Raw genomic sequence first — 13,340 nt, 5'->3', positions numbered from 1 at the left:
GCATGCGGGGTCGCAGGAAGCCGCCCGCCTCCCCCCTTCCCCAGCGGGACGGGATCGATGCCGTACGGGTGCGGCTTCCGGAGGATCTTGAGGGGCGGTGGGCGTCCGTCGGGGAGCATCTGGCCGAACGGTTCGGCGGGGCGATCGGGGCGGACCGGGTGGCCGGGATGCTGGATGCCGGGCGGTTCGTGGGCGCCGACGGGGTCGCTGCGAAGGGCTCGGAGCCGTACGCCGCCGGACGGTATCTCTGGTTCCACCGGGACTTCGCACCCGAGGAGCCGGTGCCCTTCCCGGTCGGGGTGGTGTACCGGGACGAGCGGATCGTGGTCGCGGACAAGCCGCACTTCCTGGCGACGATGCCCCGGGGGCGGCACGTCACCGAGACCGCGGTGGCCCGGCTGCGGCGGGAGCTGGACCTGCCCGCCCTCCAGCCCGCCCACCGGCTGGACCGGCTGACGGCGGGGCTGGTGCTGTGCGTGGTGCGGCCGGAGGACCGGGGCGCGTACCAGACGCTGTTCCGGGACCGGCGGGTGCGGAAGGAGTACGAGGCCCTGGCCCCGTACGACCCCGGCGTGGCCCTCCCCCGGACCGTGCGCAGCAGGATCGTCAAGGAGCGCGGGGTGCTCGCCGCCCGGGAGGAGCCGGGCGAGGCGAACAGCGAGAGCCGGGTGGAGCTGGTGGAGCACCGGGGCGGGACGGGACGGTACCGGCTGCTGCCCGCGACCGGGCGGACGCATCAGCTGCGGGTCCACATGAACGCCCTGGGGCTGCCGATCGTCCACGATCCGCTGTATCCGGTGGTGGAGGCGGAGGGGGCCGCCGACGACTTCTCGCGGCCGTTGCAGTTGCTGGCGAGGGTGCTTCGGTTCACCGATCCGGTCGGCGGGGAGCCGCGCCGCTTCGAGAGCGGGCTGCGGCTCTCCGCCTGGCCGGAGGGGTGAGGCGGGCGGCGCTCAGTGGCCGCGCTTGATCCACGCGTCGAGCTGCGGGGCCTCCGCGCCGATGGTGGTGGGGTCGCCGTGGCCGGTGCGGACTGCCGTGTCGCCGGGGAGGGTGAGCAGCCGGTCCCGGATCGAGTCGATGATCGTGGGGAACGACGAGAAGGACCGGCCGGTGGCGCCGGGGCCGCCCTGGAAGAGGGTGTCGCCGGTGAAGACGACGCCCAGCTCGGGGGCGTACAGGCAGACGGCTCCGGGGGCGTGGCCCGGGGTGTGCAGGACCGTGAGCGTGGTGCCCGCCACGGCGATCTCCTGGCCGTCCGTGAGAGCGCCGTCGGGGGTGTGCTCCGGGTGGGTCTGCAACCAGAGCGGCAGGTCCTCCGGGTGGAGCAGGATCGGGGCGCCGGTGGCCGCCGCGAGGGCGGGGGCGGCGTCGATGTGGTCGTTGTGCGCGTGGGTGCAGACGATGGCGCGCAGCGTACGGCCGCCGAGCGCGGCCTCGATGGCGGCGGCGTCGTGGGCGGCGTCGATGACGATCGCCTCGGTGTCGTCGCCGACGATCCAGACGTTGTTGTCGACGTCCCACTCGCCGCCGTCGAGGGCGAAGGTGCCGGAGGTGACCAGGTGGTCGATGCGGGCGGCCATCAGAGGACCACCACCGAGCGCAGGACGTCGCCGTCGTGCATGCGGGCGAAGGCCTGCTCGACGTCGCCCAGTCCGATGGTCTCGGTGACGAAGGCGGCCAGGTCCAGGCGGCCCTGCTGGTGGAGGTCGACGAGCATCGGGAAGTCGCGGGAGGGCAGGCAGTCGCCGTACCAGGAGGACTTGAGGGAGCCGCCGCGGCCGAAGACGTCCAGGAGCGGCAGTTCGAGCTTCATGTCGGGGGTGGGGACGCCGACGAGGACGACCGTTCCGGCGAGGTCGCGGGCGTAGAAGGCCTGTTCGTAGGTCTCGGGGCGGCCGACGGCCTCGATGACGACGTCGGCGCCGTTGCCGTCGGTGAGGGCGCGGATCGCCTCGACGGGGTCGGTGGTGCGGGAGTTGACGGTATGGGTGGCGCCCATCTTCTTCGCCGTCTCCAGCTTGCGGTCGTCGATGTCGACCGCGATGATCTTCGCCGCTCCGGCCAGCCGGGATCCGGCGACGGCCGCGTCACCGACGCCGCCGCAGCCGATGACGGCGACGGAGTCGCCGCGGCCGACCTGGCCGGTGTTGATGGCGGCGCCGATGCCCGCCATGACGCCGCAGCCGAGGAGTCCGGCGACCTCGGGGGCGACCTGGGGGTCGACCTTGGTGCACTGACCGGAGGCGACGAGGGTCTTCTCCGCGAAGGCGCCGATACCGAGGGCGGGCGACAGCTCCGTGCCGTCGAGCAGCGTCATCTTCTGCTTCGCGTTGTGGGTGTCGAAGCAGTACCAGGGGCGGCCGCGCAGACAGGCGCGGCACTGGCCGCACACGGCACGCCAGTTGAGGACGACGAAGTCACCGGGGGCGACATCCGTGACGCCCTCGCCGACCGACTCGACGACGCCTGCCGCCTCGTGGCCGAGGAGGAAGGGGAACTCGTCGTTGATGCCGCCCTGCTTGTAGTGCAGGTCGGTGTGGCAGACGCCGCACGCCTGGATCTTCACGACGGCCTCACCGGGACCGGGGTCCGGGACCACGATCGTCTCGACCCTGACCGGCTCGTTCTTCCCCGGTGCGATGACCGCCTGCACCTGCTGTGCCATAACCGTGCTCTCCCTGCTCCCGCGCTTCGCGAAGATCGAACGCGGACCACCGTACGCCTCGGGAGACCTCCTACGGGGCGAGGACGTCCAGTTCGTGCAGGGCGCCGACCGCGATCTCCTTGGTGAGCCGCTCGGCGGCCTCCGGGTCGCCCTCGCGGACCGCCTCGGCGAGCCGGACGTGCAGGGTGACGGCGGCCGGGTCGGGGTCCTCGAACATCACCTGGTGGTGGGTGCGGCCCGCGAGGACCTCGGCGACGACGTCCCCGAGGCGGGCGAACATCTCGTTGCCGGAGGCGTTGAGGACGATGCGGTGGAAGGCGATGTCGTGTTCGAGGTAGCCCTCCAGCTGCTGGCCGCGCGAGGTGGCGACCATGCCGAGGGCGCGTTCGGTGAGCTCGGCGCACTGCGCGGCGGTGGCGTGGCGGGCCGCGAGCGAGGCGGCGACCGGTTCGATCGCGGAGCGCAGGACCGTGAGGGAGCGCAGCTGGCGGGGGCGGTCGGCGCCGGCCAGCCGCCAGCGGATGACCTGGGGATCGTACACGTTCCAGGTCTCGGTGGGGCGGACCGTCACCCCGACACGGCGGCGGGACTCGACCAGGTGCATCGATTCCAGGACCCGGATGACCTCGCGGATCACCGTACGGGAGACGTCGAAGCGCTGGGCGAGCTCGTCGGTGCGCAGCACGCTGCCGGGCGGGCACTGGCCGGAGGAGATCTCCAGACCCAGGGTGTCCAGCACATGCGTATGCAACCCCTGGCTCTGTGTGGTCATGGGTCAAGCCTACGGGGCGGCCCGCCGGAACAATACGTACGACGTTTACGTCACAGGCTCTTGAATAAGTCGTACCTAATGGGTTTCAGTAGCGCGACGGACCGATGTCGAAGAAGACAGCGAGACACACCCCATGAACACCGCACCCCCCATGAGCACCCCCCACGTCGTCGTGGTGATGGGCGTGGCAGGAACCGGCAAGACCACGATCGGCCCCCTGCTCGCCGCCGCCCTGGGCGTCCCGTACGCCGAGGGCGACGACTTCCATCCCCCGGCGAACATCGCCAAGATGTCGGCCGGCACCCCCCTGGACGACGACGACCGGTGGCCCTGGCTGGACTCCATCGGGCAGTGGGCGCACGGGCGGGCGGGGCTCGGCGGGGTCGTCTCCAGCTCCGCGCTCAAGCGGGTCTACCGGGACCGGCTGCGGGACGGGGCGCCGGACGCCCTCTTTCTGCATCTGACAGGTGACCGGGCGCTGATCGAGGAGCGGATGGCGGACCGCAGGGGCCACTTCATGCCCACCGCGCTTCTCGACTCGCAGTTCGCGACGCTGCAGCCGCTCCAGACCGACGAGGCCGGAGTGAGTGTCGACGTGTCCGGCACCCCCGAGGAAATCACCCAGCGAGCCGTCGCCGCGCTGCGCCGGTTCGACAGTTAAGGACCTTCACCGTGACCAGTCTCAGCGTCGAGATGCTGGCAGCGGACGCCGCCGAACCGATCACCTCGGCAGGCAACGCTCAGTTGGGCATCGCCGTCCTGGCGGGCATCGCCGTCATCGTTCTCCTCATCACCCAGCTCAAGATGCACGCGTTCCTGGCGCTGACCATCGGTTCGCTGGCGCTCGGCTCCTTCGCGGGAGCCGCCCCGGCCGACACGATCGCCAGTTTCACCGCGGGCCTCGGCTCGACCGTCGCGGGCGTGGGCGTCCTGATCGCGCTGGGCGCGATACTCGGCAAGCTGCTCGCCGACTCCGGCGGGGCCGACCAGGTCGTCGACACCATCCTGGCGAGGGCGAGCGGCCGGGCCATGCCCTGGGCGATGGTCCTGATCGCCTCGATCATCGGGCTGCCGCTGTTCTTCGAGGTCGGGATCGTGCTGATGATCCCGGTCGTGCTGCTCGTCGCGAAGCGCGGCAACTACTCCCTGATGCGGATCGGCATCCCCGCGCTCGCCGGGCTCTCGGTGATGCACGGGCTGATCCCGCCGCACCCCGGCCCGCTGGTCGCGATCGACGCCCTGGACGCCAATCTCGGCGTGACGCTGGCGCTCGGCGTGCTGGTCGCCGTCCCGACGGTGATCATCGCCGGTCCGGTCTTCTCCCGTTACGCCGCGCGCTGGGTGGACATCAAGCCGCCGGAGAAGATGATCCCGCAGCGCCCCTCCGAGGAGCTGGACCGTCGTCCGAGCTTCGGCGCCACCCTGGCGACGATCCTGCTGCCGGTCGTCCTCATGCTGCTGAACGCGCTCGTCGAGATCGTGGTCGACGACCCGCAGAACGGTCTCCAGAAGGTCACCATGGTCATCGGTTCGCCGCTGATCGCCCTGCTCGCGGCCGTCCTGGTCGGGATGTTCACGCTCGGCCGGGCCGCCGGGTTCACCAGGGACCGGCTGGCCGGCACCGTCGAGAAGTCCCTCGCCCCGATCGCCGGGATCCTGCTCATCGTCGGCGCGGGCGGCGGCTTCAAGCAGACGCTGATCGACGCCGGGGTGGGCGGGATGATCCTGGACTTCTCCGAGAACTGGTCGATCCCCGCCCTGCTGCTGGGCTGGCTGATCGCCGTCGCGATCCGCCTCGCCACCGGCTCGGCCACGGTCGCCACGATCTCGGCCGCCGGTCTGGTCGCCCCGCTGGCCGCCGACATGTCGACCTCGCACGCGGCGCTGCTGGTGCTGGCCGTCGGCGCCGGTTCGCTCTTCTTCAGCCATGTGAACGACGCCGGGTTCTGGCTGGTGAAGGAGTACTTCGGCATGAACGTCGGCCAGACGGTGAAGACCTGGTCCGTGATGGAGACGATCATCTCCGTGGTGGCGATGGCGTTCATCCTGCTGCTGTCGCTGTTGCTGTAGCCGGTTCCGTACGGGACGAACACGCTTCGGCTCGGCACAGAGACCGGTTGCCCCGGCACGAATGAACGCTTCCGTACGGCACGAGGACCGGTTCCGTGCGGCAGCGGGAGCGCGAGACGCCCGCCCCGGTACGTACCGGGGCGGGCGTCTCGCGCTCCCGCGCTTTTGGTACGGGGAGGTCAGCGGCGGGCCGACTCGCTCTCGGCCGCCTTCTCCAGCTGGAACGCCTCGTTGCCGAGGCCGATCCGGGCGTGCACCGCGGGCTTGAGCGAGCGCAGCACCGCCCCGTACACCAGGCCGCCGGCGAGCGCGAGGATGATGACGCCGGGCAGCAGCCAGTTGAGCACCGAGCCGGGTCCGGAGCCGACGAGGACGTCGAAGTCGCGGACGGTGAAGACGGCGATCGTCAGGAGCGCGAGTCCGGCGAGGGCGGAGGCGAACAGGCGCGGGGCCTGCGCACGGCCCGCGCCGCGCTTGACGAAGAAGGCGATGACGGCGAAGGAGGCCGCGGCCATCAGCAGGATGATGCCGAGCGCGCCGACGTTGCCCATCCAGGTGAACAGCCGCAGGACGGGGACCGTGGGGTCTCCGGCCGGGTTGTCGTCGGTGAGCGCGAACGCCGCGATGACGGCCACGGAGACGGCGGACTGAAGCAGCGAACCGGTGCCGGGAGCGCCGCTCGCCCGGTTGGTGCGGCCGAAGCCGGCGGGCAGCAGTCCCTCGCGGCCCATCGCGAACGCGTAGCGGGCCACGACGTTGTGGAAGCTGAGGAGCGCCGCGAACATCCCGGTGACGAAGAGGATGTGCAGCACATCGGTGAAGGTGGAGCCGAGCCGCTCCCCGGTGAGGCCGAACAGCATGCCGGGGCCCTCCTTGAGGGAGGTGCCGGCGATGGAGCCGGGTCCGGCGGCCACGGTCAGGGCCCAGGAGCTGATGGCCAGGAACAGCGCGGCGTAGCCGACCGCGAGGAACATCACCCGGGAGACCACGATCTGCGGGCGGCTGGTCTCCTCCGCGTACACCGGGGCCTGCTCGAAGCCGACGAACGCGGCGATGCAGAAGCAGAGGGCGGTGCCGAGGCCGGCGCCGGTGAGGGTCTCGGGGTTGAAGGCGTGCAGCGACAGGCCCTCGGGGCCCGGCTTGCTCACGGCGGCGATGTCGAAGATCACGACGAGGGCGCACTCGATGACCAGCAGGACGCCGAGCACCTTGGCGTTGAGGTCGATCTTCAGCCAGCCGAGGACGCCGACGACGGCCGCCGAGACCAGGGCCGGTATCCACCATGCCAGCTCGATGTCGAGGTAGGTGGCGAAGATGCCGGCGATCTCGAAGCCGAGGATCCCGTAGATGCCGACCTGCATCGCGCTGTAGGCGACGAGCGCCACGAGCGACGCCCCGGCTCCGGCGGTCGGACCGAGCCCCCGGGCGATGTACGCGTAGAACGCCCCGGCGTTGTGGACGTGCCGGCTCATCTCCGCGTAACCGACGCTGAACAGCATCAGGACGGCGCCCAGGATGATGTAGAGCAGCGGCTGGCCGACGATGCCCATCACGCCGAAGACCGTGGGCATCACGCCCGCGACCACCATCAGCGGGGCGCTGGCCGCGACCACCGAGAGCAGGAGGCCGGGGGTGCCGAGCCGGTCGGCGCGCAGGGCGCGTTCCTCGCCCTTGTAGGTGTTGATCCCGCCGGTGTCCGCCGTCCCTCCGGTGGTGCCGGTCCCGCTGGAAAATGAACTGCCGGTCGACATGACGGGATGGGTCCCTTTCTCGTGGTTCCTCGTGGCGGGGTGGTGCCCTTCGTGCTGTGCTCCGTGCTGTGCCGCGGGGTTCACGGGGTGCCGAGCGCGTAGGTGCGCGCGGCCGTGAACGCCGCGTGGGGTTCCCGGCCGGAGTAGGACCAGGGCGCGGGGGTGGCGTAGGAGCCGATGCGGTGGAAGAGGGCGGCGGCCTCGGCGGGCCGGCCCTCGCAGACCTTGGCGTGGGCCAGGAAGTTGAGGTCGAGGCGGTGGCGCGGGTGGTCGTCGCGCTCCCACTCCAGCCACCAGTCGAAGGCGGCTTTCATCACCTGGCGGGCCCGGCGGCCGGACCAGTGTCCGGAGTGCGCCGGGTCGTCGGGCTCGATGCCGGCGGCGACCAGGACGCGGTAGCGCTCGGCGTGGGCGACGACCGGGAGCACGGCCAGCGGGGAGTCGGCGGGGGCCAGTTCGGCGGCCCAGGCGGCGAAGTCGTACACCTCGTGGAGCGGGTCGTGGCCGCTCTCGGGGTTGCTCTCGGCGAGCAGGGCCGCCATCACGTGGTGGGCGTGGTGGTGATCGGGGTGGCGGGAGCGCACCTCCTCGAAGAGCCTGCCGGTCTCGTCCACGCCGTCGTCGCGGCCCCGGTCCAGCAGGAGCAGCGCGAGCCAGGGGGTGGGGTCGTCGGGGGTGAGGCGGGCGGCCGCCAGACAGGCCTCCCGGGCGCGGGCGGCGTTGTTCGCCCTGGCCTTGGGCCGCAGCGCCCGCATGACCCGGGCACAGGCGAGCAGGACGGCCGCGTCGGCGCTCTCGGGCTCGACGAGCAGCCAGTCACCGGCCCAGTCCTCGGCGGACGAGGTCTCGGCGAGAGCGAGTACGCGATGTCCGCGGCGGTCCCAGTCCTGGCCGGTGGCCACCAGCAGGGTGCGCGCCTCGGACCACCTGCCCTGGACGAACTGTCCGCGGGCGGCGATGAGTTCGTCGTCGTCGAGGGCCGGGTCGAAGACCTGGTCCGAGCGGCTGCCCCGACGGCGGGAGCGGCCCAGGGGCGGCGGGGGCGGGGACATTGCCGCGGGCTTCCTTCGATGCGGTGTGCGAGCAGATGATCGCGCACAGCAAATCGGCAGGCCATGCCCCACGTCAAGGGGCGCTTTCCGGCAACTGCTGCCATGTGTCCGTCAGTTGGCTGGATCCCGTCGCCCTGCCTGCGGCATCGGCGCAGCGTGCGGGTGCGACGGGCGGGGCGCGGGTGACGCCTGACACACTGCCTGCATGGAGCCACGTGAACCCCTCGCCCCCTTCCTGCTCGCCTTTCCCGGCCCGCTGCGCGACCGGTTGGTGGCGGCGGTCCTGTCCGGCGAGAAGGTGTCCACCACCGGGCTGCTGTGCGAGTACGAACTGGAGCAGGAGGAGTTGCCTCCGGTCGGCGAGCGCTCCGCGCTGATCGATTCGGAGGGGCGGGAGGTCGCGGTGGTCGAGGTGACCGAGGTACGGGTGCTGCCGCTGGGGGCCGTCGATCTGCAGCACGCGCTGGACGAGGGCGAGGGGTACACCTCGGTCGCACAGTGGCGGGCGGGGCACGAGCGGTTCTGGCACAGCGAGGAGATGCGGGAGGCGTTGGGGGACCCGGCGTTCACGGTGGACGACGGGACGATGATCGTCGCGGAGCGGTTCCGGGTCGTCGAGCGGCTGGAGTGACCGCCGGGTCTCAGCCCCGGACGCGGTTCCCCGGTCGGCGGAGGACCGGGGAGGGGAAGAGGCTCACAGTGCCTGGGCCGCCGCCCTGCCCGCTGCCCTGCCCGAGAAGATGCAGCCGCCCAGGAACGTGCCCTCCAGGGAGCGGTAGCCGTGGACTCCGCCGCCGCCGAAGCCCGCCGCCTCGCCCGCCGCGTACAGGCCGGGGAGCGGGGTGCCCTCGGCGGTCAGGACGCGGGAGGACAGGTCCGTCTCCAGGCCGCCGAGGGACTTGCGGGTGAGGATGTTGAGGCGGACCGCGATCAGCGGGCCCGCCGCCGGGTCCAGGATCCGGTGGGGCTTCGCGGTGCGGATCAGGCGGTCGCCCAGGTAGGCGCGGGCTCCGTGGATCGCGGTGACCTGGAGGTCCTTGGTGAAGGGGTTGGCGATCTCGCGGTCCCGGGCGGTGATCTCGCGGCGCAGCCCGGCCGCGTCGATCAGGCCGTCGCCCGTCACCGCGTTCATGCCCCGGACGAGGGCGTCGAGATCCTTCTCCACGACGAAGTCCGCGCCGTGGTCCATGAACGCCTTCACCGGTGCGGGCACGTCCGCGCGGGCCCGGCCGATCACGTCACGGACGGACTTGCCGGTCAGGTCCGGGTTCTGCTCGGAGCCGGAGAGGGCGAACTCCTTGCCGATGATGCGCTGGTTGAGCACGAACCAGGTGTAGCCGTGGCCCGAGCGCATGATGTGTTCGAGCGTGCCGAGCGTGTCGAAGCCGGGGAAGAGGGGGACCGGAAGCCTCCTGCCGCGCGCGTCCAGCCAGAGGGAGGAGGGGCCCGGCAGGATCCGGATGCCGTGCCTGGCCCAGATCGGGTTCCAGTTCTCGATGCCCTCGGTGTAGTGCCACATCCGGTCGCTGTTGATGTGGTGCGCGCCCGCCTTCTCGGCGATGCCGAGCATCAGCCCGTCGACATGGGCGGGGACGCCGGAGAGCATCTTCTCGGGCGGGGTGCCCAGCCGCTCGGGCCACTGGGCGCGGACGAGGTCGTGGTTGCCGCCGATGCCGCCGGAGGTGACGATCACCGCCTGGGCCTTCAGCTCGAAGGCGCCGGTGGCCTCCCGGCTGCTCGCGGTGCCGCGCTCGGCGGCGCTGGGCTCCAGGATCTCGCCGGTGACCGTGTCGAGCGCCCCGGCCGTGCGGGCGAGACCGGTGACCCGGTGGCGGAAGCGCAGCTGGACGAGGCCCTTGGCGACGCCCTCGCGGACGCGGCGCTCGAAGGGGGCGACGACACCGGGGCCGGTCCCCCAGGTGATGTGGAAGCGGGGTACGGAGTTGCCGTGCCCGGTCGCGTCGTAGCCGCCGCGTTCGGCCCAGCCGACGACCGGGAAGATCCGCAGCCCCTGCTGGTGGAGCCAGGAACGCTTCTCCCCGGCGGCGAAGTCGACGTACGCCTCGGCCCATCGGCGCGGCCAGCGGTCCTCCTCCTCGCGGTCGAAGCCCGCCGTGCCGAACCAGTCCTGGAGGGCCAGGTCCCGGCTGTCCTTGATCCGCATCCGGCGCTGTTCGGGCGAGTCCACGAGGAAGAGCCCGCCGAAGGACCAGTGCGCCTGGCCGCCGATGGACTGCTCGGGCTCCTGGTCGAGAAGGATCACGGAGCGTCCGGCGTCGACCAGCTCGGCGGCGGCCACCAGCCCGGCGAGTCCCGCCCCGATCACGATCACATCAGCGTCGTACGCCATGGGTTCCGTCCTGTCGGGGAGGGGGTGCCGGGCGACAAGTTACCCGTGCGTCAGATCTTGGGTACCCGCCGCTGCCACGTCAACCGTCCGGGTGCTGTTGGATGAGGCGCATGACGCCCTCTGACGAGATTCTGGACATCGTCGACGAGAACGACGAGGTCATCGGGCAGGCCCCGCGCGGCGAGGCGACCGCGCGGGGGCTGCGGCACCGCTGCGTCTTCATCGAGGCGCGGGACGCACGGGGGCGGACCTTCGTCCACCGGCGCACGCCCACGAAGCTGGTCTTCCCCTCGCACTACGACATGTTCGTCGGCGGGGTCGTCGGTGCGGGCGAGTCGTACGACGAGGCGGCGCTGCGCGAGGCGGAGGAGGAGCTGGGCGTCTCGGGGCTTCCCCGGCCCGAGCCGCTGTTCCGGTTCCTCTACGCGGACGGTGGGCACACCTGGTGGTCGGCCGTCTACCAGGTGCGGTGCGAGCTGCCGGTCTCCCCGCAGGCGGAGGAGGTCGCCTGGCACACGTTCCTGGACGACGCCGAGCTGGAGCGGCGGCTCGGCTCCTGGCCCTGGGTGCCCGACGGCCTTGAGGCCTATCGGCGGCTGCGGGAGCATCGGGCGGGCTGACCCGGGGCCTGCGGCCGCGCGGAGGGCCGGAGGCCGCTGGAGCCGTGCCGGCCGGACGTCGCACGGCGGGCGGCGGGCGGCGGGCGGCGGGCGGCGGGCGGCGGGCGGCGGGCGGCGGGCGGCGGGCGGCGGGCCGATGCCAGGCCCTAGGGTTTCCGTGTGAACAAGATCGCGCAGAGTGTACGGCTGTGGTTCGCGCCGCAGCGGATCCGCGAGGAGGGGGACACCCCCGACTACCGGTTCTCGCTGGCCAACGAGCGGACGTTCCTCGCCTGGCTCCGCACGGCTCTGGCGCTGATCGGCGGGGGTTTCGCCGTCGATCAGTTCCTGCCGGAGCTGATGTGGGGCGTACGGGCCGCGCTCGCGCTCGGGCTGCTGGCCGCCGGGGTGCTGTGCGCGTTGCGGGCGGTCAACCACTGGGTGCGGTGCGAGCGGGCGATGCGGCGGGGCGAGGATCTGCCGGTGTCACGGTTCCCGACCTTGCTGAGCCTGGTGATCGCCGTCGTCGCCCTGGCGATGGTGGTGGTGGTCCTCTTCGGCTGGGAGGGGGTGTGACGGCGGCGGCGGACCGGGATCCGGGGCTGCAGCCGGAGCGGACGCGGCTGGCCTGGCGGCGCACGACGCTGACCGCCACGGTCGTCGCGCTGCTCGCCGGGCGGCAGGCGCTGCACAGCGGGGCGACCCCGGCGGCGCTGGTCGCGGTGGCGCTGAGCGCACTGGCCTGGCTGGGGTTCCTGACGGTCGCCCACCGCCGGGTGACCGTGCTGGGGGTGGCGCGGCCCGAGCAGCTCGCGCCGCGCGGGGCGCTGACGGCGGCACTGTGCACGGTGGCGCTGGCGGTGTTCGCCGCGGCGATGCTGTTCTGAACCCCTGAACCCCTGAACCCCTGAACCCCTGAACGCCTGAAGGCCGACGCCGTCCTACGACGCGTCCCAGTCCACCGTGACCACGATCTTGCCGCGGGTCCGCCCCTCCTGGTTGAGCCGGTACGCCTCGGCGGCCTCCTCCAGCGGGAACACCCGGTCCACGTGGACGGTGACGATCCCCCGCTCGGCCAGCTCCGCGACCTGCGCCAGGTCCGCCGCGTCGGGGCGCACGAAGGCGTAGTGGCCGCCGTAGGAGAAGACCTCGTCGTCCGCGATGGAGGCGAGCCGGCCGCCCGGGGCGAGGGTGTCGGCGGAGGCCTTCAGCGCGTCGCCGCCCACGGTGTCGAAGGAGGCGTCGAAGCCCTCGGGGACCAGCTCCCGCAGCCGTTCGACGAGGCCCTCGCCGTACTCCACGGGCTCCGCGCCGAGGCTCCGCAGGTGCTCGTGGTTGCGGGGGCTCGCGGTGCCGACGACCCGGCAGCCGGCGTGCCGGGCGATCTGGACGGCGAGCGATCCGACGCCGCCGGCGGCCGCGTGGACCAGGACGGTGTCGCCCTCGCGGATCTTGAGAGTGCGGTGCAGCACCTGGTACGCGGTGAGCCCGGCCAGCGGCAGACCCGCCGCCGCCTCGAAGCTCAGGCTCAGGGGCTTGCGGGCGAGGGTGCGCACGGGGGCGGCGACGTATTCGGCGAACGTACCGCGCGAGAGGAAGTCCTCGCGCACGTAGCCGATGACCTCGTCGCCCACCGCGAACTCGTCGACGGCGATGCCCGGTTGCACGACGACCCCGGAGACGTCCCAGCCGGGGATCACCGGGAAGACGGCGTCGAGGGCACCCTGGAGGTAGCCCTCTCGGGCCTTCCAGTCGACCGGGTTGACCGCCGCGGCCCGCACCTTCACCAGGACGCTGTCGGGGCCGACCTTGGGGTCGGGCCGCTCGCCGTACTCCATGACGTCGGCGGAGCCGTACGCGCTGTAGCTGATCGCCTTCATCCCTCGACCTTCCGCGCAGGCCGGGGTCGTCGCAACTCAGGCGGTACGGCCGTGGGTCCCGGCCTCCCCGACGCGGGCTCCGGGCGGGTGCCGTCACCGTTCTCGGACACGGTGCGCCACCGGAGTCCGGCCGCCTTCCCGGGCGGTCGGTCCCGAAGGGCACTGGACGACATACCGACTGGTCGGCATCATGGTTCC

14 protein-coding genes are annotated in these 13,340 nt (G+C 72.3%); 7 read left to right on the top strand and 7 right to left on the bottom strand.

The features are described 5' to 3' along the window. Positions 1 to 2 precede the first annotated feature (2 nt). The gene (locus KME66_RS28465) at positions 3 to 941 is read left to right on the top strand and encodes an RluA family pseudouridine synthase (RefSeq protein ID WP_216327453.1); all 939 of its coding nucleotides are present in this window, start codon (positions 3 to 5) and stop codon (positions 939 to 941) included. Positions 942 to 953: 12 nt separating this feature from the next. On the opposite strand, the gene KME66_RS28460 is transcribed toward KME66_RS28465, so the two are convergent. From KME66_RS28460 to KME66_RS28450, 3 genes are all read right to left on the bottom strand, one after another. After that, the gene (locus KME66_RS28460) at positions 954 to 1,583 is read right to left on the bottom strand and encodes an MBL fold metallo-hydrolase (RefSeq protein WP_216327451.1); all 630 of its coding nucleotides are present in this window, start codon (positions 1,581 to 1,583) and stop codon (positions 954 to 956) included. Beyond that, on the bottom strand, positions 1,583 to 2,668 hold the full coding sequence (locus KME66_RS28455) for an S-(hydroxymethyl)mycothiol dehydrogenase (protein ID WP_073221969.1): 1,086 nt from the start codon (positions 2,666 to 2,668) through the stop codon (positions 1,583 to 1,585). Before KME66_RS28455 ends, KME66_RS28460 begins: the two co-directional genes overlap by 1 nt. 70 nt (positions 2,669 to 2,738) lie before the next feature. Further along, positions 2,739 to 3,440 (bottom strand): FadR/GntR family transcriptional regulator, encoded by a 702-nt coding sequence (locus KME66_RS28450; protein ID WP_073221966.1) that lies wholly within the window; start codon positions 3,438 to 3,440, stop codon positions 2,739 to 2,741. Between the two features lie 151 nt (positions 3,441 to 3,591). On the opposite strand from KME66_RS28450, the gene KME66_RS28445 reads away from it, so the two are divergent. Further along, positions 3,592 to 4,101, top strand: a complete 510-nt coding sequence (locus KME66_RS28445) for a gluconokinase (protein WP_216327449.1) — start codon at positions 3,592 to 3,594, stop codon at positions 4,099 to 4,101. 11 nt (positions 4,102 to 4,112) lie between these two features. Further along, the gene (locus KME66_RS28440) at positions 4,113 to 5,510 is read left to right on the top strand and encodes a GntP family permease (RefSeq protein ID WP_216327446.1); all 1,398 of its coding nucleotides are present in this window, start codon (positions 4,113 to 4,115) and stop codon (positions 5,508 to 5,510) included. 179 nt (positions 5,511 to 5,689) lie between these two features. Here KME66_RS28440 and KME66_RS28435 read toward each other — a convergent pair whose 3' ends face one another. Together KME66_RS28435 and KME66_RS28430 are read right to left on the bottom strand one after the other, a co-directional pair. Next, positions 5,690 to 7,261 (bottom strand): APC family permease, encoded by a 1,572-nt coding sequence (locus tag KME66_RS28435; protein ID WP_216327443.1) that lies wholly within the window; start codon positions 7,259 to 7,261, stop codon positions 5,690 to 5,692. Between the two features lie 80 nt (positions 7,262 to 7,341). Further along, a complete protein-coding gene (locus tag KME66_RS28430) occupies positions 7,342 to 8,313 on the bottom strand; it encodes a hypothetical protein (RefSeq protein ID WP_073221953.1) in 972 nt (323 codons plus the stop codon). Between the two features lie 205 nt (positions 8,314 to 8,518). Between KME66_RS28430 and KME66_RS28425 the strand changes: the two genes are divergently transcribed. After that, the gene (locus tag KME66_RS28425; protein WP_216327440.1) at positions 8,519 to 8,944 is read left to right on the top strand and encodes an ASCH domain-containing protein; all 426 of its coding nucleotides are present in this window, start codon (positions 8,519 to 8,521) and stop codon (positions 8,942 to 8,944) included. Positions 8,945 to 9,007: 63 nt separating this feature from the next. Here the strand turns inward: KME66_RS28425 and KME66_RS28420 are convergent, their stop codons facing one another. Beyond that, positions 9,008 to 10,663, bottom strand: a complete 1,656-nt coding sequence (locus KME66_RS28420; RefSeq protein WP_216327437.1) for an FAD-binding dehydrogenase — start codon at positions 10,661 to 10,663, stop codon at positions 9,008 to 9,010. Between the two features lie 110 nt (positions 10,664 to 10,773). Between KME66_RS28420 and KME66_RS28415 the strand changes: the two genes are divergently transcribed. From KME66_RS28415 to KME66_RS28405, 3 genes are all read left to right on the top strand, one after another. Continuing rightward, the gene (locus KME66_RS28415; protein WP_073221943.1) at positions 10,774 to 11,283 is read left to right on the top strand and encodes an NUDIX domain-containing protein; all 510 of its coding nucleotides are present in this window, start codon (positions 10,774 to 10,776) and stop codon (positions 11,281 to 11,283) included. 159 nt (positions 11,284 to 11,442) lie between these two features. Next, positions 11,443 to 11,838, top strand: coding sequence for a DUF202 domain-containing protein (locus tag KME66_RS28410; protein ID WP_216327434.1), 396 nt, complete (start codon positions 11,443 to 11,445; stop codon positions 11,836 to 11,838). Beyond that, positions 11,835 to 12,149, top strand: a complete 315-nt coding sequence (locus tag KME66_RS28405; protein ID WP_073221933.1) for a DUF202 domain-containing protein — start codon at positions 11,835 to 11,837, stop codon at positions 12,147 to 12,149. Before KME66_RS28410 ends, KME66_RS28405 begins: the two co-directional genes overlap by 4 nt. Before the next feature lie 54 nt (positions 12,150 to 12,203). Here KME66_RS28405 and KME66_RS28400 read toward each other — a convergent pair whose 3' ends face one another. Further along, entirely contained in the window at positions 12,204 to 13,142 is a 939-nt protein-coding gene (locus KME66_RS28400) for an NADP-dependent oxidoreductase (RefSeq protein ID WP_216327432.1), read from the bottom strand. Positions 13,143 to 13,340 lie beyond the last annotated feature (198 nt).

Source organism: Streptomyces sp. YPW6, assembly GCF_018866325.1.
GTDB lineage: Bacteria > Actinomycetota > Actinomycetes > Streptomycetales > Streptomycetaceae > Streptomyces.
This window is presented reverse-complemented; position numbering and strand designations above follow the sequence as displayed.

What these genes read in the sequence shown, in the direction of transcription:
- KME66_RS28420 (WP_216327437.1), bottom strand. Translation starts at nt 10,663, where the DNA reads ATGGCGTACGACGCTGATGTGATCGTGATCGGGGCGGGACTCGCCGGG.
- KME66_RS28465 (WP_216327453.1), top strand. Translation starts at nt 3, where the DNA reads ATGCGGGGTCGCAGGAAGCCGCCCGCCTCCCCCCTTCCCCAGCGGGAC.
- KME66_RS28460 (WP_216327451.1), bottom strand. Translation starts at nt 1,583, where the DNA reads ATGGCCGCCCGCATCGACCACCTGGTCACCTCCGGCACCTTCGCCCTC.
- KME66_RS28455 (WP_073221969.1), bottom strand. Translation starts at nt 2,668, where the DNA reads ATGGCACAGCAGGTGCAGGCGGTCATCGCACCGGGGAAGAACGAGCCG.
- KME66_RS28430 (WP_073221953.1), bottom strand. Translation starts at nt 8,313, where the DNA reads ATGTCCCCGCCCCCGCCGCCCCTGGGCCGCTCCCGCCGTCGGGGCAGC.
- KME66_RS28400 (WP_216327432.1), bottom strand. Translation starts at nt 13,142, where the DNA reads ATGAAGGCGATCAGCTACAGCGCGTACGGCTCCGCCGACGTCATGGAG.
- KME66_RS28425 (WP_216327440.1), top strand. Translation starts at nt 8,519, where the DNA reads ATGGAGCCACGTGAACCCCTCGCCCCCTTCCTGCTCGCCTTTCCCGGC.
- KME66_RS28415 (WP_073221943.1), top strand. Translation starts at nt 10,774, where the DNA reads ATGACGCCCTCTGACGAGATTCTGGACATCGTCGACGAGAACGACGAG.
- KME66_RS28445 (WP_216327449.1), top strand. Translation starts at nt 3,592, where the DNA reads ATGAGCACCCCCCACGTCGTCGTGGTGATGGGCGTGGCAGGAACCGGC.
- KME66_RS28435 (WP_216327443.1), bottom strand. Translation starts at nt 7,261, where the DNA reads ATGTCGACCGGCAGTTCATTTTCCAGCGGGACCGGCACCACCGGAGGG.
- KME66_RS28450 (WP_073221966.1), bottom strand. Translation starts at nt 3,440, where the DNA reads ATGACCACACAGAGCCAGGGGTTGCATACGCATGTGCTGGACACCCTG.